At 71.9% G+C, this 20,956-nt stretch carries 18 protein-coding genes; 13 read left to right on the forward strand and 5 right to left on the reverse strand.

The window, feature by feature from the left end; all coding sequences use genetic code 11:
* Positions 1–42 precede the first annotated feature (42 nt).
* The 10 genes from ACLF5H_RS05165 (at position 43) to ACLF5H_RS05210 (ending at position 12,540) form a co-directional block, all read left to right on the forward strand.
* On the forward strand, positions 43–1,239 hold the full coding sequence (locus tag ACLF5H_RS05165; RefSeq protein ID WP_421674873.1) for an MFS transporter: 1,197 nt from the start codon (positions 43–45) through the stop codon (positions 1,237–1,239).
* A gap of 11 nt (positions 1,240–1,250) precedes the next feature.
* Positions 1,251–2,435, forward strand: a complete 1,185-nt coding sequence (locus tag ACLF5H_RS05170) for a GNAT family N-acetyltransferase (protein WP_421674874.1) — start codon at positions 1,251–1,253, stop codon at positions 2,433–2,435.
* A 312-nt stretch (positions 2,436–2,747) separates the two neighbouring features.
* Entirely contained in the window at positions 2,748–3,809 is a 1,062-nt protein-coding gene (locus ACLF5H_RS05175; RefSeq protein WP_421674875.1) for a glycoside hydrolase family 11 protein, read from the forward strand.
* 90 nt (positions 3,810–3,899) lie between these two features.
* Positions 3,900–4,595, forward strand: a complete 696-nt coding sequence (locus ACLF5H_RS05180; protein ID WP_421674876.1) for a TetR/AcrR family transcriptional regulator — start codon at positions 3,900–3,902, stop codon at positions 4,593–4,595.
* A 144-nt stretch (positions 4,596–4,739) separates the two neighbouring features.
* Positions 4,740–5,888: an FAD-dependent oxidoreductase gene (locus ACLF5H_RS05185; protein WP_421674877.1), complete on the forward strand. Its 1,149-nt coding sequence runs from the start codon at positions 4,740–4,742 to the stop codon at positions 5,886–5,888.
* A gap of 144 nt (positions 5,889–6,032) precedes the next feature.
* Complete coding sequence (locus ACLF5H_RS05190) at positions 6,033–7,664, forward strand: ABC transporter substrate-binding protein (protein WP_421674878.1); 1,632 nt, start codon at positions 6,033–6,035, stop codon at positions 7,662–7,664.
* Between the two features lie 4 nt (positions 7,665–7,668).
* Complete coding sequence (locus ACLF5H_RS05195; RefSeq protein ID WP_421674879.1) at positions 7,669–8,625, forward strand: ABC transporter permease; 957 nt, start codon at positions 7,669–7,671, stop codon at positions 8,623–8,625.
* Positions 8,625–10,583, forward strand: coding sequence for a dipeptide/oligopeptide/nickel ABC transporter permease/ATP-binding protein (locus ACLF5H_RS05200; protein WP_421674880.1), 1,959 nt, complete (start codon positions 8,625–8,627; stop codon positions 10,581–10,583). The genes ACLF5H_RS05195 and ACLF5H_RS05200 overlap by 1 nt, the downstream gene beginning before the upstream one ends.
* Positions 10,584–10,609: 26 nt before the next feature.
* The gene (locus ACLF5H_RS05205; RefSeq protein ID WP_421674943.1) at positions 10,610–11,617 is read left to right on the forward strand and encodes an oligopeptide/dipeptide ABC transporter ATP-binding protein; all 1,008 of its coding nucleotides are present in this window, start codon (positions 10,610–10,612) and stop codon (positions 11,615–11,617) included.
* Complete coding sequence (locus ACLF5H_RS05210) at positions 11,614–12,540, forward strand: dihydrodipicolinate synthase family protein (protein WP_421674881.1); 927 nt, start codon at positions 11,614–11,616, stop codon at positions 12,538–12,540. The genes ACLF5H_RS05205 and ACLF5H_RS05210 overlap by 4 nt, the downstream gene beginning before the upstream one ends.
* A gap of 54 nt (positions 12,541–12,594) precedes the next feature.
* Here ACLF5H_RS05210 and ACLF5H_RS05215 read toward each other — a convergent pair whose 3' ends face one another.
* Complete coding sequence (locus tag ACLF5H_RS05215) at positions 12,595–13,302, reverse strand: HAD family hydrolase (protein WP_421674882.1); 708 nt, start codon at positions 13,300–13,302, stop codon at positions 12,595–12,597.
* 309 nt (positions 13,303–13,611) lie between these two features.
* Here ACLF5H_RS05215 and ACLF5H_RS05220 point away from each other — a divergent pair, with 309 nt between their 5' ends.
* Positions 13,612–14,256, forward strand: coding sequence for a ScbR family autoregulator-binding transcription factor (locus tag ACLF5H_RS05220; protein WP_421674883.1), 645 nt, complete (start codon positions 13,612–13,614; stop codon positions 14,254–14,256).
* Here ACLF5H_RS05220 and ACLF5H_RS05225 read toward each other — a convergent pair.
* The 3 genes from ACLF5H_RS05225 to leuA all read right to left on the reverse strand — a co-directional run bounded on the left by ACLF5H_RS05225 (position 14,223) and on the right by leuA (position 18,136).
* Positions 14,223–15,446 (reverse strand): sialidase family protein, encoded by a 1,224-nt coding sequence (locus tag ACLF5H_RS05225; protein WP_421674884.1) that lies wholly within the window; start codon positions 15,444–15,446, stop codon positions 14,223–14,225. The two genes, ACLF5H_RS05220 and ACLF5H_RS05225, sit on opposite strands and share 34 nt — an antisense overlap.
* An 88-nt stretch (positions 15,447–15,534) precedes the next feature.
* Positions 15,535–16,230 carry a TerB family tellurite resistance protein gene (locus tag ACLF5H_RS05230; RefSeq protein WP_421674885.1) on the reverse strand — a complete coding sequence of 232 codons (696 nt, stop codon included), beginning with the start codon at positions 16,228–16,230 and terminating at the stop codon, positions 15,535–15,537.
* A gap of 184 nt (positions 16,231–16,414) precedes the next feature.
* Complete coding sequence (gene leuA, locus ACLF5H_RS05235; RefSeq protein WP_421674886.1) at positions 16,415–18,136, reverse strand: 2-isopropylmalate synthase; 1,722 nt, start codon at positions 18,134–18,136, stop codon at positions 16,415–16,417.
* A 373-nt stretch (positions 18,137–18,509) separates the two neighbouring features.
* Between leuA and ACLF5H_RS05240 the strand changes: the two genes are divergently transcribed.
* Complete coding sequence (locus ACLF5H_RS05240; protein WP_421674887.1) at positions 18,510–19,580, forward strand: M4 family metallopeptidase; 1,071 nt, start codon at positions 18,510–18,512, stop codon at positions 19,578–19,580.
* 52 nt (positions 19,581–19,632) lie between these two features.
* Entirely contained in the window at positions 19,633–19,899 is a 267-nt protein-coding gene (locus tag ACLF5H_RS05245; protein ID WP_421674888.1) for a protealysin inhibitor emfourin, read from the forward strand.
* A 15-nt stretch (positions 19,900–19,914) separates the two neighbouring features.
* Here ACLF5H_RS05245 and ACLF5H_RS05250 read toward each other — a convergent pair whose 3' ends face one another.
* Complete coding sequence (locus tag ACLF5H_RS05250; RefSeq protein ID WP_421674889.1) at positions 19,915–20,931, reverse strand: hypothetical protein; 1,017 nt, start codon at positions 20,929–20,931, stop codon at positions 19,915–19,917.
* Positions 20,932–20,956 lie beyond the last annotated feature (25 nt).

Raw genomic sequence — 20,956 nt, forward strand, 5'->3', positions numbered from 1 at the left:
GGTGCCGCCCGGGGCCCGGCACCTCGCGGCAGAGGGACGACGATGACGGCGCCCGCGCTGTACCGCAACCAGACCTATGCGCGGCTGTGGATCGCGTACACGCTGTCCTCCCTCGGCACCTTCGCCTCCCTGGTCTCCCTCCCCCTGGTCGTCATGGCGTCCTCGGGCGGCCCGCTCGGCGTCGGCCTGATCAGCTTCGCCGGCGCGTCCTGCATGCTGCTCGCGCTGCCCTGGGCGGGTCTGCTGGTCGACCGCGTGGGCTGGCGCCCGGTGATGGCGCGGGCCGATCTGGTCCGGGGCATCGCCTTCGGCGTCCTGACGTACACGGTCGCCACCCACCAGGTCTCCGTCGGCGTCGTCCTCGCCGTCACGGCGGTCAGCGGCGCACTCGGCGTGCCCTTCGCCTCGGCCACGGCCACCGCGCTGCGCTCGGCGGTCCCCGCCGCGCAACGGCCCGCGGCCCTGTCGGCCAACCAGAGCCGCACCGCGCTCCTCACCCTGCTCGGCCCGCTGGCCGGCGGCGCGCTCTACGGCGTCTCGCCCGCCCTGCCGTTCGCCGTGGACGCGGTGTCCTTCCTCGTCTCCGCCGCGCTCGTGGCGACCCTGCCGGCCACCGCCGCCGCCCCCGCAGACCGGCCGGCCGCGCGCTGGACGGACCTCACGGCCGGCTGGCGCTTCCTGCGCCGCCACCCCTTTTTGCGGAACATGACGCTCACCGTGCTCGTCGCCGACTTCGGGATCCAGGGCGTCATCGTGGTCCTCGTCGTCACCGCGGCCGCCTCGAACGACGCCCTGGGCACCGGTCTGGTCACCGCCTGCACCGGCGCCGGGAACCTGCTGGGCGCCGCGATCACCCTGCCCGCCGTACGACGCGCCCGCCCCCGCACCCTGATCCTCGCCACCACCTGGACCGGGGCGCTCGCCCTGTCCGCGATCGCGGGCACGGACCGGGTGCTCTGGGGCGCCCTGCTGGCCGGCTGCTTCTGCGTGGCCACCCCGGTCATCGGGGTGCTCACCAACCGGACGCTCCTGGACGACGTGCCGCCGGAGATCCTCGGCCGGGTGCAGAGCGTCTTCCAGACCGTCCCGCGGCTCGTCGCCTCCACCGGCCCGGTGCTCGCGGGCCTGCTCCTCGGAGTGCTGCCCACCCGCGCCGTGGTGCTGCTGTTCGCGCTGCCCCTGGCGGCCCTCGCCCTGTTCGGCACCCTGTCCGCCACTCTCGATGGGAACGACCCTTGAAGATGAGCGAGTTGACGACACGCGAGGTGGAACGCGGCGGGCTCCGGGCCGCGTTCGACCTGTTCCGCGGCTCACTGCACCAGCCGCCCGTCTCCGAGCGGGACTGGTCCCAGTTGTCCGCGTCCTTCGAACCGGGATCCGTACGGGGCGCGTTCGACGGCGACCGGCTGATCGCCATGCACCAGTCCATGCCCACGGACATCGTGGTGCCGGGCGGCGAACGGGCGCCGCTCAGCGTCCAGTTCAGGTTCGGGGTCGGCACCGGGCACACCCGCAGGGGCGTGGGCAGGGCGCTGATGACGGCAGCGCTGCGGGCCACGCCGGAGCCGCTCGCCATGGTCCGGCCCAGCGAGGGCGGGATCTACGGCCGGTTCGGCTTCGGTGTCGCGACCCGCTGCCGGGACCTGGTGGTCGACCGCCGCCGGGCCGCCTTGACGGCCGACGTCCCCTCGGGCGGGGACACCCGCCTGGCGGACCCGGCCGACGGCGCCGGGCTGTGCCGCGACGTGTACGACCGCACCCGCGCCCGCCCCGGCGCGATCGGCCGCTGGCCCTGGTACGAGCAGCTGCTGAACCACGAGCTGGCGGGCGCCGGCCTGTTCTCCCGGGTCGCGGTGCACACCGGCGCGGACGGTCCCGACGGCGCCGGGGTCCCCGACGGCTTCGCCCGCTACAGCGTCCGCGGTACGACCCTCGACGTGGACGAACTGCACTGCCGCACCCCGGAGTCCTGGGCGGGGCTGTGGCGGTTCCTGCTCGGTGTCGAACTGGTCGACGAGATACGGCTGCGCGGGCGTCCGCTGGACGAGCCGGTCGAGTGGCTGTTCACCGACCCCCGGGTCTGCCGGGTCACCGCCGTCCGCGACGAGCTGTGGCTGCGCCCCCTTGACGCCCTCGCGGCTCTGCGCGCCCGCGCCTACGGCGACGGCGACCCGGTGGTGCTCGGCGTCCACGACCCCCTGCTGCCGGCCAATTCCGGCCACTATCTGGTGGGCCCCACCGAGGTGCGCCGCACCCGCAGACCCGCCCAACTCGCCCTGTCCGCAGCGTCCCTGGCGTCCCTCTACCTGGGCGGCGTACGCCCCCTGGCACTGGCGGTGGCCGGAGCCGTGACCGTGCACGACCCCAAGGCCCTCCCCGCCGCCGACCGGCTGTTCCACACGGACGGCGAGCCCTGGTGCGGCACCGCCGTGTGACGACCCGTCCGACGCTCCGCGACGCTTCGAAACTTTCGACCCAACACCCACCTGGCGATGCGTCAGGTTCGCAACTTTCGACGCGCCTCAACAGACCGCGCCGAAGGGATCTCCATAACTGGCCTCTGACCAGGAAAGGCATCCCCGCCAACGAAATCCATCGGTCAGAAACTTTTCGAAACTTCTACCGAAACTGTTGACTCTCCTCGGCCGCCGTCCAGACTGTTCGCCATCGCCGGTGCCCGTCACGGGCGTGTCATGACCCTGTCACTTGGGGCAGGCCCTCCACACCCGTACAAGGAGGAAACACCCATGAGTACGCTGACCCGCCGACCGCGCCGCAGACGCGGCCTCCTGGCCGCGATACAAGGGCTCGTCGCCGCCGCGGTGGCGGTCGTGGTCGCCTTCGCGCTGACCGGCCCGGTCCAGGCCGCCACGACCATCACCTCGAACAGCACCGGCACCAACAACGGCTACTTCTACTCGTTCTGGGAGCAGTCCAGCGGCGCCACCATGACCCTGGGGTCGGGCAGCAACTACAGCCTGACCTGGAACACGGCCTCGCAGAACGTCGTGGCCGGCACCGGCTGGAACCCGGGCACGACCAACACCGTGTCGTACTCGGGCACATGGAACTGCAACGGCAACTGCTACCTGTCGCTGTACGGCTGGACCACCAACCCGCTGATCGAGTGGTACATCGTCGACAACTACGGCAACTACAACCCCAGTTCGGGCGCGACCAAGCTGGGCTCGGTCAGCAGTGACGGCAGCACGTACGACCTGTACAAGACGACCCGCGTGGACGCGCCGTCCATCGAGGGCACCGCGACGTTCGACCAGTACTGGGCGGTCCGGCAGTCCAAGCGCACCGGCGGCACCATCACCGTGTCGAACATCTTCAACGCCTGGAAGAGCCTCGGCCTGAACCTCGGCACCCCGAACTACGAGATCCTCGCCACCGAGGGCTACCAGAGCAGCGGCAGCTCCAACATCACCGTCACCAGCGGTGGCGGCGGCACCACGCCGCCGCCCACCACCCCGCCGCCCACCACTCCCCCGCCGAGCGGCGGCGGTTGCTCCGCGACCTTCACCAACTCCTCCGACTGGGGCTCCGGCTTCACCGGCTCGGTGGCGGTCAAGAACAACGGCTCCGCCGGCATCAACGGCTGGACCGTCAAGCTGACCTTCCCCGGCAACCAGACCGTCACCAGCCTCTGGAACGGCAGCTACACCCAGTCCGGCAACACGGTCACCGTGAAGAACGCGAGCAACAACGGCTCGCTCGGCGCCGGAGCCGCCACCTCCTTCGGCTTCAACGCCAACTACTCGGGCGGCAACGGCGCCCCGACGGCGACCTGCACCACCGGCTGACCCGGCCTTCGACGGTGTCGCGCCGCCCGTGGGCGACACCGTCGAACCCGTCCGGGGCGACCCCCCGAACGCGTTCGTTACGATCGCGGTATGACAGCGAGAAGAGAGCCGGCCGGCCGCAGGGAGCGTCCCGCGAAGCCCGCGCTGACCCGGCAGGGCATCGTGGACACCGCCGTACGGCTCATGCGCGCCGAAGGGCTGGAGAAGGTCACCATGCGCCGCCTGGCGCAGGAGCTGGACACCGGCCCGGCCTCGCTGTACGTGTACGTGGCCAACACCGCCGAACTGCACGCGGCCGTACTGGACGCGCTGCTCGGCGAGGTCGACCTGGCGGCCGAGGACGCCGGGGAGGACTGGCGGGAGCGGCTTCGGGCCGTCCTCGCGTCGTACACCCTCGTGCTGTTCAGACACCCGCAGCTCGCGCGGTCGGCGCTCGTCGCACGGCCCAGCGGCGCGAACTACCTGCGACTGGTGGAGCGGATCCTGGACCTGCTCTCCCGCAGCGGCGCCGCGCGCGAGCAGGTCGCCTGGGGCGTCGACAAGCTGCTCCAGGACGCCACGGCGGCGGCCGCCGAGCATGCGGCACAGGCGCACGACCCCACGAACGCGGACGACTGGGACGCCCTCGCCCGCGCCCTGCACTCGGTGAGCGGGACGACGCATCCGGCGATCAAGGCGCACATGCCGATGCTGCTCGGCGGCGCGGTGCAGGACCGCATGCGCTGGAGCTTCGACGTGCTGGTCAACGGCATCACACGGACACCGGTCCCGCCCGCGACGGACTGAGCGGACACACCCCCGCACTCCTCTCTCCACCTCCTCCCTCCACCTCCGCGCACCCATCGACGAACTTGTTCGTTACGAACGTGTTCGTTAAGGTGAGGGCGCTGGTGTTCGCCAGTGACCCCTTGGCCGGTCGGGAGGCCCCCTGTGACGCACGACAAGCACGTCCCCATCGCGATCATCGGCGCGGGGCTCGGCGGTCTGACGGCCGCCCGGGTCCTGCGGGTGCACGGGATCGCGGCGACGGTCTTCGAGGCGGAGGCGTCCGCGGCGGCCCGTACGCAGGGCGGGATGCTCGACATCCATGAGGAGAACGGACAGCGGGCGCTGCACGCCGCTGGTCTGCACGACGCGTTCCGGGAGCTGATCCACGAGGGCGGCCAGGCGATGCGGCTGGTCGCCCCCGACGGCACCGTGCGGGTGTCCCGGGAGGACGACGGCGAGGGCGGCCGCCCGGAGGTGGACCGCGGTGACCTGCGCGCTCTGCTGCTGAACTCGCTGCCGCAGGGCACGATCCGCTGGGGCGCCAAGGTGACCGGGGCGCGGGGGCTGGGCGGGGGCCGGCACGAGGTGACGTTCGCGGACGGTTCGACCGTCACGACCGATCTGCTGATCGGCGCGGACGGCGCGTGGTCCCGGATCCGGCCGCTGGTGTCGGCCGCGCGGCCCGCGTACACGGGGATCTCCTTCGTGGAGACGGATCTGCTGGACGCCGACGCCCGTCATCCGCGCGGCGCGGCGCTGATCGGCGGCGGGTTCTTCATCAGCCTGGGCGGCGGCCGCGGCTTCCTGGCCCACCGGGAGACCGACGGGAGCCTGCACGTCTACACGGCGGTGCGGGCGGACGAGGGCTGGCTCGGCACGATCGACTTCGGCGACACGGCGGCCGCGAAGGCGGCGGTCCTCGCGGGCTTCGAGGGCTGGGACGAGAGTCTGCGGGGGCTGGTCGCGGACGCCGACGGCCCGCTCACGCCGCGCCATATCCACGCCCTGCCCGCCGACCACCGCTGGGAGCGGGTGCCGGGGGTGACCCTGCTGGGCGACGCGGCCCATCTGATGTCCCCCTTCGCCGGCGAGGGCGCCAACCTGGCCATGTACGACGGCGCCACCCTCGCCGAGGCCATCGCCGCCCACCCTGACGACCCCGAACTCGCCCTGACCGCCTACGAGTCGGCCCTCTTCCCGCGCAGCCAGGAATCCGCCACCGAGTCCGCGGCCAGCCTGGACACGATGTTCGGCGAGAGGGGCCTGGCCGACATGGTGGCCTTCTTCACCGCGGACCCGAGGACCGCGTGACGCCCTTTGGTCCGACCTCTGGCAACTAGGCCATTCGTGTGCGCCCCCTTGACCGCCCACATGGGTGCTTTTATGGTCACGCTGATCGAACCGGACGTAGGACGTCGTACCTCTCCCCGCCTCCCCGACCTTGCTGGAGGACCCGTGCGCGACGACGTGATCCGTGCTGTGGCGGCCCCGGGCCGGCGGGCCCTGCTCAAAGGGGCCGGGGCGTTCGGGGCGGCCGCCACGCTGCCCGGCCTCGGCGCCTGTTCCGCGGGGCCGCAGTCCACGAACGACACCGGGAACGGCGGCAGCGGCAAGGACCGTACGCTCACCGCGGTGATCGGGTACGGCAATGACGGCAGCTGGGATCCGACACAGACGGCGTCGGCGTTCTCCATGGCGGCCAACAACCATGTCTACGAAGGGCTGTTGGACACCGATCCGATCACCCGGGTGCCGTATCCCGCGCTCGCCACCGAGGTGCCGGCGGATCCCGGCGCCACCACCTGGCGGTTCCGGCTGCGGCCCGGTGCCACGTTTCACGACGGGAAACCCGTCACCGCCGACGACGTCGTCTTCGTGTTCGACAGGATCCTCGACCCGAAGACCCAGACGCTCGCCAAGGGGTTCTTCGAGAGCTGGTTGAAGGAGGTCCGGAAGACCGGCGGGGACAGTGTCGAGCTCGTGCTCAAGTTTCCCTTCCCCGACGGGCTTTCACGGCTCACGCTGGCCAAGATCATGCCCAGGCACGTGTTCGGGCGGCCCGGTGGCTGGGACGACGCGATCAAGGGTCTTGCGGTGGGGTCGGGGCCGTACCGGCAGACCGCCCATCACCCCAAGTCCAACACGACGTTCGAGGCGTTCGACGGCTACAACGGCCCCCGCAGGCCCGCGTTCAGGAAGATGAACTGGCTGACCATCGTGGACGCCGCCCCCCGCGTCGCCAGGATCTCCGGGACCGACGCGGGCGCGCAGATCGCGGACAACATCCCGTACGCCAACATCGGCCGGCTCGAACAGGGCGGTCTGAAGGTCGCCGGCGGGGCCGGGATGAACAACCTGTTCCTGATGTTCGACACCCGGCACAAGCCCTTCGACGACATCCGGGTGCGCCAGGCCCTGCACTACGCCATCGACAAGGAGAAGATGGTCGAGGTCGCGCTCAAGGGGCACGGCAGGGCCGCCTCCTCCTTCCTCGACCGGGGGAACCCGTCGTACCGGCGGGCCAGGACCGTCTACGACCACGACCCGGACAAGGCGAAGGCGCTGCTGAAGGCCGCCGGGGTCACCGGCCTGAGCATCAACATCCTCGCGGTCAACGTAAGTTGGATCGTGGACTGCCTGCCGACCATCAAGGCGTCCTGGGACGCGATCGGCGTCCGCACCACCCTGGCACCGCAGGAGACCACCGCCGTCTTCACCAAGATGGACCAGCGGCAGGACTACCAGGTGGTCGCCGCGGCCTCCGACCCGAACCAGTTCGGGCTCGACGCCGACCTGATCATGCACTACAACTACGGGCCGCAGAACCTCTGGATGCGGTACACCCGCTGGGCCGACCACCCCGTCGCCAAGCAGCTCTTCAAGGACATGGACCGCGCCACCCGGGAGCCCGACCCCGGGCGCAAGAAGGCGATGATCCAGGACTACATCGACGTCGTCGCCGAACAGGCCGTGCTCTACCCGGTCGTCCACAACGAGCTGATGACCGCCTGGGACCCGCGCCTGCTCACCGAGATAAGGGCGCAGCCGTACCCGGGGATAAACGTGCTCCAGGCCAAGTGGGTCTGACCGGATGACGGCCGTCGTCCGCATCCTGCTCCGCCGGATCGCCCTGCTGGTGCCGCTGATGCTGGGCATCGTGCTCTTCGTGTTCCTGGTGATGCGGTTCTCGGACGTCGACCCGGCCTCCGCGTTCTTCCAGGGCGCCAACCCGACCCCCCAGCAGCTGCACCAGTTCCGGGCACGCAACGGCCTGCTGGACCCGCTGCCGCTGCGGTACGTCCACTTCGTCGGCGCCCTGCTGCACGGCGACCTCGGCACCAGCGCCCTGACCCGGTCCCCCGTCGCCGAACAGGTCGGCACCGCGCTCCCCCTCACCCTCCAACTGACCTTCCTGGGCCTCGCGTTCGCGGTCGTCCTGGCACTCGCGGGCGGGGTGACCGCGGCCGTGTACCGGGACCGGTTCCCGGACCAGGCGATCCGGGTCCTCTCGCTGATCGGGGTCGCCGCGCCCGGCTTCTGGCTGGCGCTGCTGATGATCCAGTACCTGGCGGTGGACCGGGGCTGGTTCCCGACCGGCGGCTACATCAACCCGGCCGACTCCGTCACCGGCTGGCTGCGGACCATGGCGCTGCCCGCCGTCGCGCTGTCCCTGCCGGTGGCCGCGCAGCTGACCCGGATCGTGCGCACCTCGGTGGTGGAGGAGCTGGACAAGGACTACGTGCGCACCGCGATCGGCGGCGGGCTGCCGCCCTGGGTCGTCGTCGGGCGCAATGTCCTCAGGAACGCCCTGGTCAACCCGCTGACCGTGCTCGGCCTGCGGGTCGGCTATCTGCTGGGCGGTGCCGTCGTGATCGAGACGATCTTCTCGCTGCCGGGGATGGGGAAGCTGATGATCGACGCCGTACAGAACGGCGATCCCGCGGTGGTCCAGGGCGTCGTGCTGACCACGGCCACCGGGTTCGTCGTCGTCAACCTCGTCATCGACATCCTGTATCTGCTGGTCAACCCCCGGCTGCGGGCGGCCTGATGACGACCCGCGCCGAACTCGCCGAACGGCTCTCCGGCGCCCGGCTGAAACCGCGCACCTTTCGCCGGCTGCCACCGCTGTCCAGGCTCGCCGTCTGCTTCCTCGCCCTCGTCGTCCTCGTCGCCCTCCTCGCGCCCCTGCTCGCCCCCGACGACCCGCTCGACCAGCAGGACCCGGTGGGCGGCACCGGGCATCCGTCCGCCGCGCACTGGATGGGGCAGGACAGCCTGGGCCGGGACATCCTCAGCAGGCTGATGTACGGCGCGCGGTGGTCGCTGGCGATCGGGCTGGGGGCCACCGGGCTCGCGCTGGTCGTCGGGGCGGTCCTGGGCGCGGTCGCGGCGACCTCGCGCAAGGCCGTGGACGAGACGCTGATGCGCTGCCTGGACGTGGTGATGGCGTTCCCGGGGATCGCGCTGGCCGCCGTGCTCGTCGCGGTGTTCGGCGGCGGCATCGGCGTGCTGATCTGCGCCATCGCCTTCCTGTTCACCCCGCCGGTGGCCCGCGTCGTACGGGCCAATGTGCTCGACCAGTACGGCGAGGACTACGTCACCGCGGAACGGGTGATCGGTGCCCGCACCCCGCACATCGTGCTGCGCCATGTGGCCGTCAACTGTGCCGCTCCGATCCTGGTGTTCTGCACCGTGCAGGTCGCCGAGGCGATCGTGTTCGAGGCGTCGCTGTCCTTCATCGGGGCGGGGGTGCGGCCCCCGGACCCGTCCTGGGGCAGTGTCATCGCGGACGGCAAGAACATGGTGCTGACCGGGGGTTGGTGGGCGACCGTCTTCCCCGGGCTGCTGATCCTGCTGACCGTGCTCTCGCTGAACGTCCTGTCCGAAGGTGTCTCGGACGCATGGGCCGCTCCGGCGCCCAGGGAGGTCGAGGCGGCCGACGAGCCCGGGGAGCAGGTGAGTCCGGGCGAGGTGCTGCGGCTGCCCGGTCTCGCCGAGGCCGCCCGTGGGCTGCGCGCCCGCGCCCGGCCGCTCCCGGACCGCACCGGGCCGCCCGTGCTCGCCGTGGAGGACCTGGCCGTCGGGTTCCCCGGCCGGCACCGGGGCGTGGACATCGTCGCCGGGGTCGGCTTCGAGGTGTATCCCGGTGAAGTGCTGGGCCTGGTCGGCGAGTCGGGGTGCGGGAAGTCGCTGACCGCGCTCACCGTCATGGGACTCCAGCCGCCCGGCGCCCGGGTGCGGGGCCGGATCCGCTTCCGGCAGCGCGATCTGCTTCTCGAACCCGCCCGCGCCCGGCGGAAGTTGCTCGGGCACGAGATGGCGATGGTCTACCAGGACGCCCTGTCCTCCCTGAACCCGGCCATGACCGTCCGCGCCCAGCTCCGGCAGCTGGTACGACGCGGCGGGCGCCGGGCGCCGGGCGAGCTGCTGGCCCTCGTCGGCCTCGATCCCGAGCGGACCCTGCGCAGCTATCCGCACGAGCTGTCCGGTGGGCAGCGGCAGCGGGTGCTGATCGCCATGGCCCTGTCCCGCGATCCGAGCCTGATCATCGCCGACGAGCCGACGACCGCGCTGGACGTCACCGTGCAGGCCCAGGTGATGGAGCTGCTGCTGCGGCTGCGCGCGGAACTGGGCTTCGCCCTGGTCCTGGTCTCGCACGATCTGGCGCTGGTCGCGGATGTCACCGACCGGGTGGTGGTGATGTACGGCGGGCAGATCGTGGAGAGCGGGGTGACCGCCGAGGTGGTGGCGGCGCCGGCCCACCACTACGCGCGCGGGCTGCTCGGCAGCGTGCTCTCCCTGGAGTCGGCCGCGCCGCGACTGACCCAGATCCGGGGCGTCGTACCGGCCCCCGCCGACTTCCCGCCGGGCTGCCGCTTCACCGGCCGGTGCCCACGGGCGAGCGAGCTGTGCCGCACCCGGGCTCCGGCCCTCACGGGCCCGGCGACCCACATGATCGCCTGCCACCACCCGGCACCCGCCGACCGCGAGGAGACCGTCCAGTGAGCGGCGTGACGGAAGAGGGCCGGTCGATGGCCCCCCTCGTGGAGGTGCGGGGCGTGCACGTGGTGCACAAGGCGCGGGGCGGGGGCCTGTTCGGGCGGGAGCGGGTGTACGCGTTGACCGGGGCCGATCTCGCGGTGGCGGCCGGTGAGACGGTGGGGGTCGTCGGCGAGTCGGGGTGCGGGAAGTCGACGCTGGCGAAGGTGCTGGTCGGGGTGGAGCGGCCGGTCGCGGGGACGGTGGCGTTCCGGGGGCGGGACCTGTGGACGATGCCGGGCGCCGAGCGGCGGGCCGCGGTCGGCGCGGGCACCGGCATGATCTTCCAGGACCCCGCGACCGCCCTGAACCGACGGCTGACCGTCCGCCGCATTCTGCGCGATCCGCTGGACGTGCACGAGCGCGGCAGCCGGGTCCAACGGGAGGCGCGGGTGAGGGAGTTGATGGGCCTGGTCGGGCTGCCCCGGGGGCTCGCGGAGGCGCTGCCCGGGCAGTTGTCCGGCGGGCAGCGGCAGCGCGTCGCCATCGCCCGCGCGCTCGCCCTGGACCCGGCGCTGGTCGTCGCCGACGAACCGACCAGCGCGCTGGACGTGTCGGTGCGCGCGCAGATCCTCAATCTGCTGCTCGATCTGAAGGACCGGCTCGGGCTCGCGCTGGTGTTCGTCTCGCACGACATCCAGACGGTACGGCGGATGAGCGACCGGGTGGTCACCATGTACCTGGGCCGGATCGTGGAGGAGACCCCGGCGGACCGGGTGAGCGACCGGGCCCGGCACCCGTACACCCGCGCCCTGTTCTCGGCCACCCCCGGCCTGCTGCACCCCGTGGACCCGATCCCGCTGACCGGCCCGGTGCCGTCGGCGACCCGGCCGCCGAGCGGCTGCCCCTTCCGCACCCGCTGCTGGAGGGCGGACGCGGTGTGCGCACAGGTGATGCCGGACTTCTCGGCCGCGTCGCACCCGGCACATCGCTACCGCTGTCACCATCCTGTGGAGGAGGACCTGTCGACCCGCGACCTCACCCGCAGGAGCCCCGAATGACCTTCCCCGCCCCGCTCACCGGAGTCGTCCCGCCCCTCTGCACACCCCTGACGCCCGAGCGCGAGGTCGATGTGCCCTCGCTGCTGCGGCTGGTGGACCATCTCGTGGGCGCGGGGGTGCACGGGCTGTTCGTGCTCGGCTCGACCTCGGAGGCGGCCTTCCTCACGGACGCCCAGCGGCGCCGGGTGGTGGAGGCGGTCGCGGGGCACGCGGGCGGCCAGCTGCCGGTGCTGGCCGGGGTGATCGACATGACGACCCCGAGGGTCCTGGACCATGTCCGGGCGGTCACGGCGGCGGGCGCGGCGGCGGTCGTGGTCACCGCGCCGTTCTACGCCCGTACCCACCCCTCGGAGATCGTCCACCACTACCGCAGGATCGCGGCCCTGAGCCCGGTGCCGGTGCTCGCCTATGACATCCCGGTCGCCGTGCACACCAAGCTGCCCCCCGAGCTGGTGCTGGGGCTCGCCGGGGACGGGGTGCTGGCCGGGGTCAAGGACTCCAGCGGGGATCTGGCCGCCTTCCGTGAGCTGGTCACCGGGGCCCGCGCCCACCCCGGATTCGCCGTGCTGACCGGCTCCGAGCTGATCGCCGACGCCGCGCTCGCGCTGGGCGCGGACGGGGCGGTGCCGGGGCTCGCCAACGTCGATCCGCACGGGTATGTGCGGCTCTACCGGCAGTGCCGGGCGGGCGACTGGGAGGGGGCGCGGGCCGAACAGGACCGGCTGTGCGCGCTGTTCGGGCTGACCGGGGCGGGTGATCCGGCGCGGATGGGCGGCAGCTCCTCGGCGCTGGGCGCGTTCAAGGCGGCCCTGCATCTGCGGGGCGTGATCGACTGCCCGGTCACCGCGGAGCCGCAGGTGCCGCTGTCGGGCGAGGAGACGGAGAAGGTCGCCAAGTTCCTCGCCTCGGCGGGCCTGTTGTAGCCGACCCGCGCCGGGGATCCGTCCGGGTTCGGACCCGCACCCGCCCGGTCCGGCTCAGTCCGGTTCCGGTCCTCCGGTGACGCGGGTCTCCGCCCAGCTGAGCAGCTCCGGTTCGCGCAGGCTCGGCACCCACAGGTCGGCCCGCTTCGCGCCGTCCCCGGTGGGCCGGGGGCCGACCCCGAGCACCCGCAGTCCCGCGCGGTGGGCGGACTCCACCCCGGTCAGCGAGTCCTCGACGGCGAGCGCCTTGAGCGGGGGGACACCGCACAGCCGGGCCGCCAGGAGGTACACGTCCGGCCAGGGTTTGGGGCGTACGGAGTCCCCGGTCTCGGGGACCACGATGTGCTGGAAGTGCGTGCGCAGCCCGGCCCGTTCGAGGCTGCCCTCGACCACCACCATCGGGCAGTTGCTGGCCACCGCCAGCGGCAGCCGCCCGGACAGCGTCCGTACGAGCTGGACGGCGCCCGGCATGGTGACCGGGTCGTCGGTGACCAGCTCCAGGAAGTGGTCGAGGAGCGCTCCGGTGAGGCCGGCGGCCAGCTCGGGTTTGTGCACCGAGTCCGCCATCAGGCGGCCGCACTCCTCGTAGTGCATGCCCTTGGCCTGCTCGGCGAAGCCGGGCGGCGCCTGGAGGCCGAACTCCCGGAAGGCCAGGGTGCGGGCCTCGACCCAATGGCGTTCGCTGTCCATCAGGGTGCCGTCGCAGTCGAAGACGACGGCCTCGGGCGACCAGTCGAGCAGAGGGCGGGCGTGAAGGGTCACAATGGCCTCCTAGGGTGGCAGGGGCAGGGGGTGACGTGCGGCGCACGCGTCTTTGAAATGCGTCATTCCCGACGTTCCACAGGAAACGGAAAGATAGCGACGACTACGATATTTTCACGACGGCAAATCAGGCAATAACCCCATGGAGGGACTGGACCGCAGCGCTGTCCGGGTGTATGGGACAGAGAGAGCACCCCCCTTACCACCCGCTTGCGTTCCTCCTTCGAAAGAAATATGTAATTACCGCGCGAGTGTGATCCCTGTTTGCTCCCGGCGTACGCGGGCGCACTACATTCTTTGCCGTCGGAAATGCCGAGCGAGGGCAGGCGAACGTTGCAGGAACGGGCCAGGACAACCCGCAGATCACTTCTGGAAGCGGCCGCCCAGCTCTTCGCCGAACAGGGATACGCGGGCACGAGCGTCAACGACATAAGCGCACGGTCCGGCCGGACCAGCGGCGCCGTCTACTTCCACTACGCCAGCAAGGAGGGCATCGCCCTCGCCGTCGTCCAGGACCGCTTCGCCACCTGGCCCCAGCTCACCGCGCGCTACGCGGACGCGGCCGTCCCCCCGGTCCAGCGGCTCGTCGCGCTCAGCTACGACATCGCCCGCGCCCTCGCCGAGGATCCGCTGACGCGCGCGGGCGCACGCCTGTGGGCCGAGCGCGCCACCATCGACGCCCCCCTGCCCGACCCCTTCGCGCTGTGGACCGCCGCCGCGACCCGGCTGCTCGCCGAGGCCCGCAACGCCGGTGACCTGGCGAGACACGTACGCCCCGCGCCCACCGCCCGGACCCTGGTGCGCGCCTTCTTCGGGCTGTGCTCCCTCACCGAGGCCCTGGAGGGCGCGGCCACCGTCGCCGACCGGCTCACCGACTGGTGGCAGCTGACCCTGCCCTCGCTCGGAGCCGCCCCGGGGATTCACCCGCGGGACGGCGCCCCGGCGGGTGAGTGAGCGCCGATCCCGGTGAGCCGGCGGAACGACAGGCCGTCGTAGGAACCCGTCTCGTACAGCACGCCCACCGCGCCGGTGCCGAGCTGGACGAGGTCGGAGTAGGCGGCCGGGCCGTCGTCCAGGGTGGTCAGGCGGGAGAAGCCGCGGCCCGCGTCGGTGCTGGACCACACGGCCATGGCGCGGCGGGCGGTCGGCACGGAGGGCGCGGAGAACAGCAACGGGGCGTGCGCGCCCTGGAGTTGGAGCACGCTGCCCTGGACCACCGGGACGTCCTTGAGGGTGCCCTGGGCGGCGTAGGGGCGGTCGAGGGTGACGCCGCCGTCGGAGGAGTAGGTGTCGAGGCGGTTGCCCGGGGCGCTGCCGTACTGGTCGCGGGCGCTGAAGTAGACCCGCCCGTCGGGGAGTTGGGTGGCGCTGGTCTCGTTGACATTGACGACGCCGCTGGGCCCGGTGGCGGTGAAGCCGAGGTGCCAGGTGCGGCCGCCGTCGTCGCTGTAGAGGGCGTGGCCGCCGTAGTAACGGGACTCGCGGCCGGTGTCCTTCGAGCCCTTGGGCGGGGCGGTGGAGTGGTTGGCGGGGACCAGGATGCGCCCGGCGTGCGGGCCCCGGGTGAGGGCGACGGCATGGCCGGGACCGGTGGCGTACCACCGCCAGTCGGGCCGTTTCACCTCGGCGGTGATGTCCTTCGGCGCGGTGAAGGTGCGCCCGTCGTCCGAGCTGCGCTGCACATAGACCCGGCGCCCCCGGGCGGCCGTGACCTGGCCCCGCATGATCTGGTCCTCGGTCACATCTCCAGCGTTTCCGCAGGTCACGAGGACGATGGTGCCGGTGCGCGGGTCGACGGCGGGGGCCGGGTTGCCCCGGGTGTCCCCCTCGCCCGCGGCCACCACGGCGAGCGGGCCCCAGGTGCAGCCGCCGTCGGTGGAGCGGCGCACCACCACGTCGATGTCCCCGCTGTCGCCGGAGCCGTGGCGCCGGCCCTCGGCGAAGGCGAGCACGGTGCCGCGCAGGGTGCGGACCACGGCGGGGATGCGGTAGGCGGCGTACCCGCCCTGCCCGGAGGTGTACGGCCGGGACGAGGCGCAGCTCGGCGCGGGGTCGAGCGGCCGCGCGGCGGCGGGCAGCGGGGCCGTCGCGAGGGCGGCGAGGAGGGTGAGGCTGGTGAGTACGGTGCGTCGCAGCGGAGTCACGCCGTGATGCTGCCCCGATACGGGCGGCCGCCACTACTCCGTTCGAGTTAATCGGCGGGAGCCGACAGGACGGCCGCCGGGGGGCGGGTCAGGACGGGGTGCGGGCGGCCGCCAGGAGCCGGGTCACGTCCTCGGCCGGGAGGGTCAGGGCCGCGCCGACGGTGGTCAGGGCGTCGCGTTCGGCGGGGGTGTAGGGGCCGTCGGCGAGGGCGATGTGGGCGCCCTGGAGGAGCAGGGCCTCGCGCCCGGCCGGGGCGAGGTGCGGGGCGAGCGGGTCCAGCGCCTCGTGCAGCTCTATCGTCAGGCTGGCCCCGCAGGGCTCGCCCAGGACCCGCCCGGTGTCGGCGGCCAGGGCGTCGACCAGGGCGGCGAGTTGCTCCTCGGTACAGTCCTCGACCCCGCCCGCGCGGACCGCGGCGCAGGCCGTCTCCAGGGGCGCGCGGGAGCCGGTGCCGCCCGCGACGAGGACGGCGAGGGCGACGGTGTGCACGCCGTCGCGGAGCATCGCGGAGAAGCGCCGGGTGGTGGGGTGGTCCAGGACGTCGGTGCCGTAGTGGTGGCCGCAGGCGGCGCACTCCACGACGGGCCCGGTGGTGCCGCGCGGCAGCACCGGCACCCCGAGCAGGGTGAGCCGGCGGCGTCCGGTGAGCCGCTGGTAGTTGCGATCGCCCCCGCAGCCGGGGCAGTAGAACTCGCCGTCGCCGACGGGTGTCCACGCGGTGCGTGTGCCCAGGACGCACAGGGCCCTGGTGGCACGGTCGTCTCGTCCCCTTACCGGCAGCACGTCGCACCTCCCTAGAGCACGGCACCATCGCCGCGCTGGCGTGATGTTAGCCACATCACGGAGGCTGAGTCAGTACCCCGGACGAGACCGATCTGTGACCTGTCCGGCCCTATGGCCGAGAAGCGACGAGGCTCCGGCCGCCGTATGCGGCGACCGGAGCCTCGAAACCCCCGGTGGGGGTGGGTCAGCGGGTGGCGCGGTTGACGGCGGAGACGACCGCCTTCAGCGAGGCACGCGTCGTGTTCGCGTCGATGCCGATGCCCCACAGGACCTGGCCGTCGATCGCGCACTCGATGTACGAGGCGGCCTGCGCGGAGGCGCCCTCGCTCATCGTGTGCTCCTGGTAGTCCAGCAGGCGCACATCGATGCCGACGGCCTGGAGGGCGTCGAAGAAGGCCGAGATCGGACCGTTGCCGGAGCCGGTCAGCACGCGGTCCGCGCCGTCCACGGTGGCCTCGACGGTCAGCGTGTCCACGCCGTCGTTGTCCGTGGTCGACTGGCCGTTCCTGACCTGGATGCGGCCCCACGGGTTGGCGGAGTTGGGCAGGTACTCGTCCTGGAAGGCCGCCCAGATGTCCTTCGGGGTGATCTCGCCGCCCTCGGCGTCCGTCCGGGCCTGGATGATCTTCGAGAACTCGATCTGCATCCGGCGCGGCAGGTCCAGCTTGTGGTCGTTCTTCAGGACGTACGAGACGCCGCCCTTGCCGGACTGCGAGTTGACGCGAATGACGGCCTCGTAGGAGCGGCCGACGTCCTTGGGGTCGATGGGCAGGTACGGCACCGCCCACTCCAGGTCGTCGACCGTGACGCCCTTGGCCCGCGCGTCGGCCTCCATCGCGTCGAAGCCCTTCTTGATGGCGTCCTGGTGGGAGCCGGAGAAGGACGTGTAGACCAGGTCGCCCACGTACGGGTGGCGCGGGTGGACCTCCATCTGGTTGCAGTACTCCCACGTACGACGGATCTCGTCGATGTCGGAGAAGTCGATCTGCGGGTCGACGCCCTGGGAGAACAGGTTCATGCCCAGCGTGACCAGGTCGACGTTGCCGGTGCGCTCGCCCTGGCCGAACAGGCAGCCCTCGACGCGGTCGGCGCCGGCCATCACGGCCAGCTCGGCCGCCGCCACCGCCGTACCGCGGTCGTTGTGCGGGTGCACGGACAGGCATACGTGCTCGCGGCGGGACAGGTTGCGGTGCATCCACTCGAAGCGGTCCGCGTGCGTGGAGGGGGCGGAACGCTCCACCGTGGCGGGCAGGTTGAGGATGATCTCGCGGCCCGGCCCCGGCTGGTAGACGTCCATGACCGCCTCGCAGACCTCCAGGGCGAAGTCCAGCTCGGTGTCCGTGAAGATCTCGGGGCTGTACTGGTAGCCGAATTCGGTCTCCGGGCCCAGCAGCTTCTCCGCGTACTCCATCACCAGGCGGGTGCCGTCGACGGCGATCTGCTTGATGTCGTCCTTGGAGCCGCGGAAGACGACCCGGCGGAAGACCGGGGCGGTGGCGTTGTACAGGTGGACGGTGGCGCGGCGGGCGCCCTTCAGGGACTCCACGGTCCGCTCGATCAGGTCCTCGCGGGCCTGGGTCAGGACGGAGATCGTCACGTCCTCGGGGATCGCGCCCTCTTCCTCGATGATCGAGCGCACGAAGTCGAAGTCGGTCTGGCCGGAGGCGGGGAAGCCGACCTCGATCTCCTTGTAGCCCATCTTGACCAGCTGGTCGAACATCCGGCGCTTGCGCTCGGGCGACATCGGGTCGATCAGGGCCTGGTTGCCGTCGCGCAGATCGGTGGAGAGCCAGCGGGGGGCCGCCGTGATCCGCTCGCCGGGCCAGGTGCGGTCCGGGATGTCCACCTGCTCGTAGCGGCCGTACTTGTGGATCGGCATGGAACTGGGCTGCTGGCGGTTGGCCATGGTGCGTGGCTCCTCAAGGGGGTCCGGATGTCCGAGTGGACGGCCGACGACGCAACGCCAAGCTCCGCGGGGAGGAAGTCGGCCTCGACTACAGACCCTCGCCGCGGCAGCTAAGAAGAAGCAGCACGAAACGCATGATGCAGCGCAGCCTAGCCGAGCGGTTCAGGATGCGGGGACGCGGTCCAGTATGCGGGACCGGTAGGACAAATAGGGCAAAAAGTGCGGCAGGCCACAGGGGTGCCGCACGGCCGACCCACAGGGGGCGCAACGCCCTACCACAGCGTCACGCTCCGTCGCGCCCCCTGTCCCGGTATTTCACCAATCATGGTTGCGAGTAGTGACTTTGACGTCACTCAGTGCGATGGTCGATGACATGACGACGAGGAACGGGGCCCTCGAGCCCGTCTTCTGCACCATCGTGCCGCCGCACGTCCTCGACCAGCTCTCCCGCGCCGGGGACCCCGATGTGTCGGCCCCCGCCCGCCGCTCCCTGGAACACGACGCCTACCAGCGCACCCGGCGCCGGCTGACCACGGTGATCGGCGCGCGTGCCGCCGCTGCGCCCGAGGGTGCCGCCGCCGACCAGCCGCACCGCACCATCTACGACACCCACCACTCCCAGGACCTGCCCGGTGACAAGGTCCGCGAGGAGGGCTCGAAGGCGGGCTCGGACGCCTCCGTCAACCGCGCCTACGCCGGTCTCGGCGCCACCTTCGACCTGTATCTGAAGGTCTACGGCCGCCACTCCATCGACGGCAGCGGACTCCCGCTGGACGCCACCGTGCACTTCGGGGAGGGCTATGACAACGCCTTCTGGAACGGCGAGCAGATGGTGTTCGGCGACGGCGACGGAAAGGTCTTCCTCGACTTCACCATCCCGGTCGACGTCATCGGCCACGAGCTGACCCACGGCGTCACCCAGCACACCGCCAACCTGGAGTACTTCGGCCAGTCCGGCGCGCTGAACGAGTCGGTCTCCGATGTCTTCGGCTCGCTGATCAAGCAGTACGCGCTGGGCCAGACCGCCGCCGACGCCGACTGGCTGATCGGCGCGGGACTCCTCGCCCCGGGCGTGCACGGCACCGCGCTGCGCTCGATGAAGGCCCCGGGCACGGCGTACGACGACCCGAACCTCGGCAAGGACCCGCAGCCCGCGACCATGGAGCACTATGTGCGCACCGGCCGCGACAACGGCGGGGTGCACATCAACTCCGGCATCCCCAACCACGCCTTCTACCTCGCCGCCAAGGCCCTCGGCGGGCACGCCTGGGAGAAGGCGGGACAGGTCTGGTACGACGCGCTGACCGGCGGCGATCTCAAGTCGGACGCGCAGTTCGCCGACTTCGCCACGCTCACCGTGAAGGCGGCCCGCCAGCGGTTCGGCGCCGATGAGCTGGAGGCCGTGCAGAAGGCGTGGGAACAGGTCGGGGTGCATACGCGGTAGGACGCGTCCGGGAGTCCGCCCGCGAGGCCGCCCGCGCTGCGACACTGGACCCATGCGGATTCAGGTGAGGCGCACGGGCGGTTTCGCGGGCATCGAGCGCCGGGCCGAGGTGGACACCTCGACCCGGCCCGACGCCGAGGAGTGGCAGGCACTGGCCGGACGCGCCCTCGCGTCCGGCCTGGCCACCCCACCGGCCGGTGTGCCGGACGGCTTCAGCTACGAGATCTCGGTGGACGACCGCACGGTGTACGCGGCCGACCCCCGACTGACCGAGGACCAGCGGGAGTTGGTCTCCCGGGTGCTCAAGGAGGGCGCCTAGCGGCATCCCCCCGCCTCAGCAGTAGCCCTTCTGGAGGAAGCCGCGCTGGTTCGGGTTGCCGAGGTCCAGCGGGATGTCGACATGGCTCGGCAGCTCCCCGAAGGACGCGTTCGGCAGCACGAACTCCCGGCCGGTGTACCGCTGCCGTACGGTCTGGTCGTCGGCGGACTTGCACACGAAGGGGTTGGCGTACGTGTTGTAGCCGAGGCCCACACCGGTGTTGAGGAACCCCGCGTCCTGGCACTGGTACAGCACCCCGCGCAGGGCGGCGGCGTCGCGCGGTCCGGTGTAGCCGGACTGGAAGTTGGCGAAGCAGGCCAGCGAGGACGCGCCGTCGTACGGGGAGGGCCCGGCGGCGGCCAGCGCGTCGAGGAAGTCGCGGGAGCATCCGATCGCCGCCGAGGGCGCCGCCCCCTTGAGCAGTCGGCTGCGCTTGCACCCGGTCACGTCCTGGAAGGCGCCGACGACGTCCTCGCCCTTGCCGAGGCGCGAGTAGGCGAGCACGAGGTCGCGCTGGGCGGCGAGCGGGTAGGCGTCCGTGTGGCCGAACTTCTCGTCCAGCAGCCGAAACCAGGTCTCGAACGCCGGGACCTGGGCGCGGGTCCCGGACGGCACGGTGTAGACGGCGAGATCGGTCGGGGTGTCCCAGCTGTCGAGCCCCGGGTAGCCGACGAAGGACAGGACGCCGATGCCGGTCTTCGGGGGCTGGTCGCCGTACCGGCTGCGCAGCTGGAGGTACCGCTCCAGATTGGTGTTCGAGCCCGCCCACGCGTACCAGAAGCCGCTCGGGTAGAGGGTGGTGTCGCCCCGGGTGTGGGTGGTGCCGAACAGGGACGGGGACACGCAGCGCACCTGGCGGGCGTCCCAGGCGGCCTTGTACTCGGCCGGAGTGGAGATGCAGCCGGTGGACGCCGTGTCGCGGCGGGTGTCGGCGAGCGCGCCGGGCACGCCGCCCAGCAGGACGAACAGACACGCCGCGAGCACGGTGAGCAGCCGGGTGCGCGGCCTGGTGATCAGCTGATGGACTGTCATACGGTTCAGTCTCGGAACTTTTGGG

It is taken from the genome of Streptomyces sp. LaBMicrA B280 (genome assembly GCF_049222185.1).
GTDB lineage: Bacteria > Actinomycetota > Actinomycetes > Streptomycetales > Streptomycetaceae > Streptomyces > Streptomyces murinus.

Coding starts and splice junctions, on each gene's coding strand:
- ACLF5H_RS05165 (WP_421674873.1), top strand. CDS start 43: ATGACGGCGCCCGCGCTGTACCGCAACCAGACCTATGCGCGGCTGTGG.
- ACLF5H_RS05175 (WP_421674875.1), top strand. CDS start 2,748: ATGAGTACGCTGACCCGCCGACCGCGCCGCAGACGCGGCCTCCTGGCC.
- ACLF5H_RS05180 (WP_421674876.1), top strand. CDS start 3,900: ATGACAGCGAGAAGAGAGCCGGCCGGCCGCAGGGAGCGTCCCGCGAAG.
- ACLF5H_RS05195 (WP_421674879.1), top strand. CDS start 7,669: ATGACGGCCGTCGTCCGCATCCTGCTCCGCCGGATCGCCCTGCTGGTG.
- ACLF5H_RS05200 (WP_421674880.1), top strand. CDS start 8,625: ATGACGACCCGCGCCGAACTCGCCGAACGGCTCTCCGGCGCCCGGCTG.
- ACLF5H_RS05205 (WP_421674943.1), top strand. CDS start 10,610: ATGGCCCCCCTCGTGGAGGTGCGGGGCGTGCACGTGGTGCACAAGGCG.
- ACLF5H_RS05210 (WP_421674881.1), top strand. CDS start 11,614: ATGACCTTCCCCGCCCCGCTCACCGGAGTCGTCCCGCCCCTCTGCACA.
- ACLF5H_RS05220 (WP_421674883.1), top strand. CDS start 13,612: ATGCCGAGCGAGGGCAGGCGAACGTTGCAGGAACGGGCCAGGACAACC.
- leuA (WP_421674886.1), bottom strand. CDS start 18,136: ATGGCCAACCGCCAGCAGCCCAGTTCCATGCCGATCCACAAGTACGGC.
- ACLF5H_RS05240 (WP_421674887.1), top strand. CDS start 18,510: ATGACGACGAGGAACGGGGCCCTCGAGCCCGTCTTCTGCACCATCGTG.
- ACLF5H_RS05245 (WP_421674888.1), top strand. CDS start 19,633: ATGCGGATTCAGGTGAGGCGCACGGGCGGTTTCGCGGGCATCGAGCGC.
- ACLF5H_RS05250 (WP_421674889.1), bottom strand. CDS start 20,931: ATGACAGTCCATCAGCTGATCACCAGGCCGCGCACCCGGCTGCTCACC.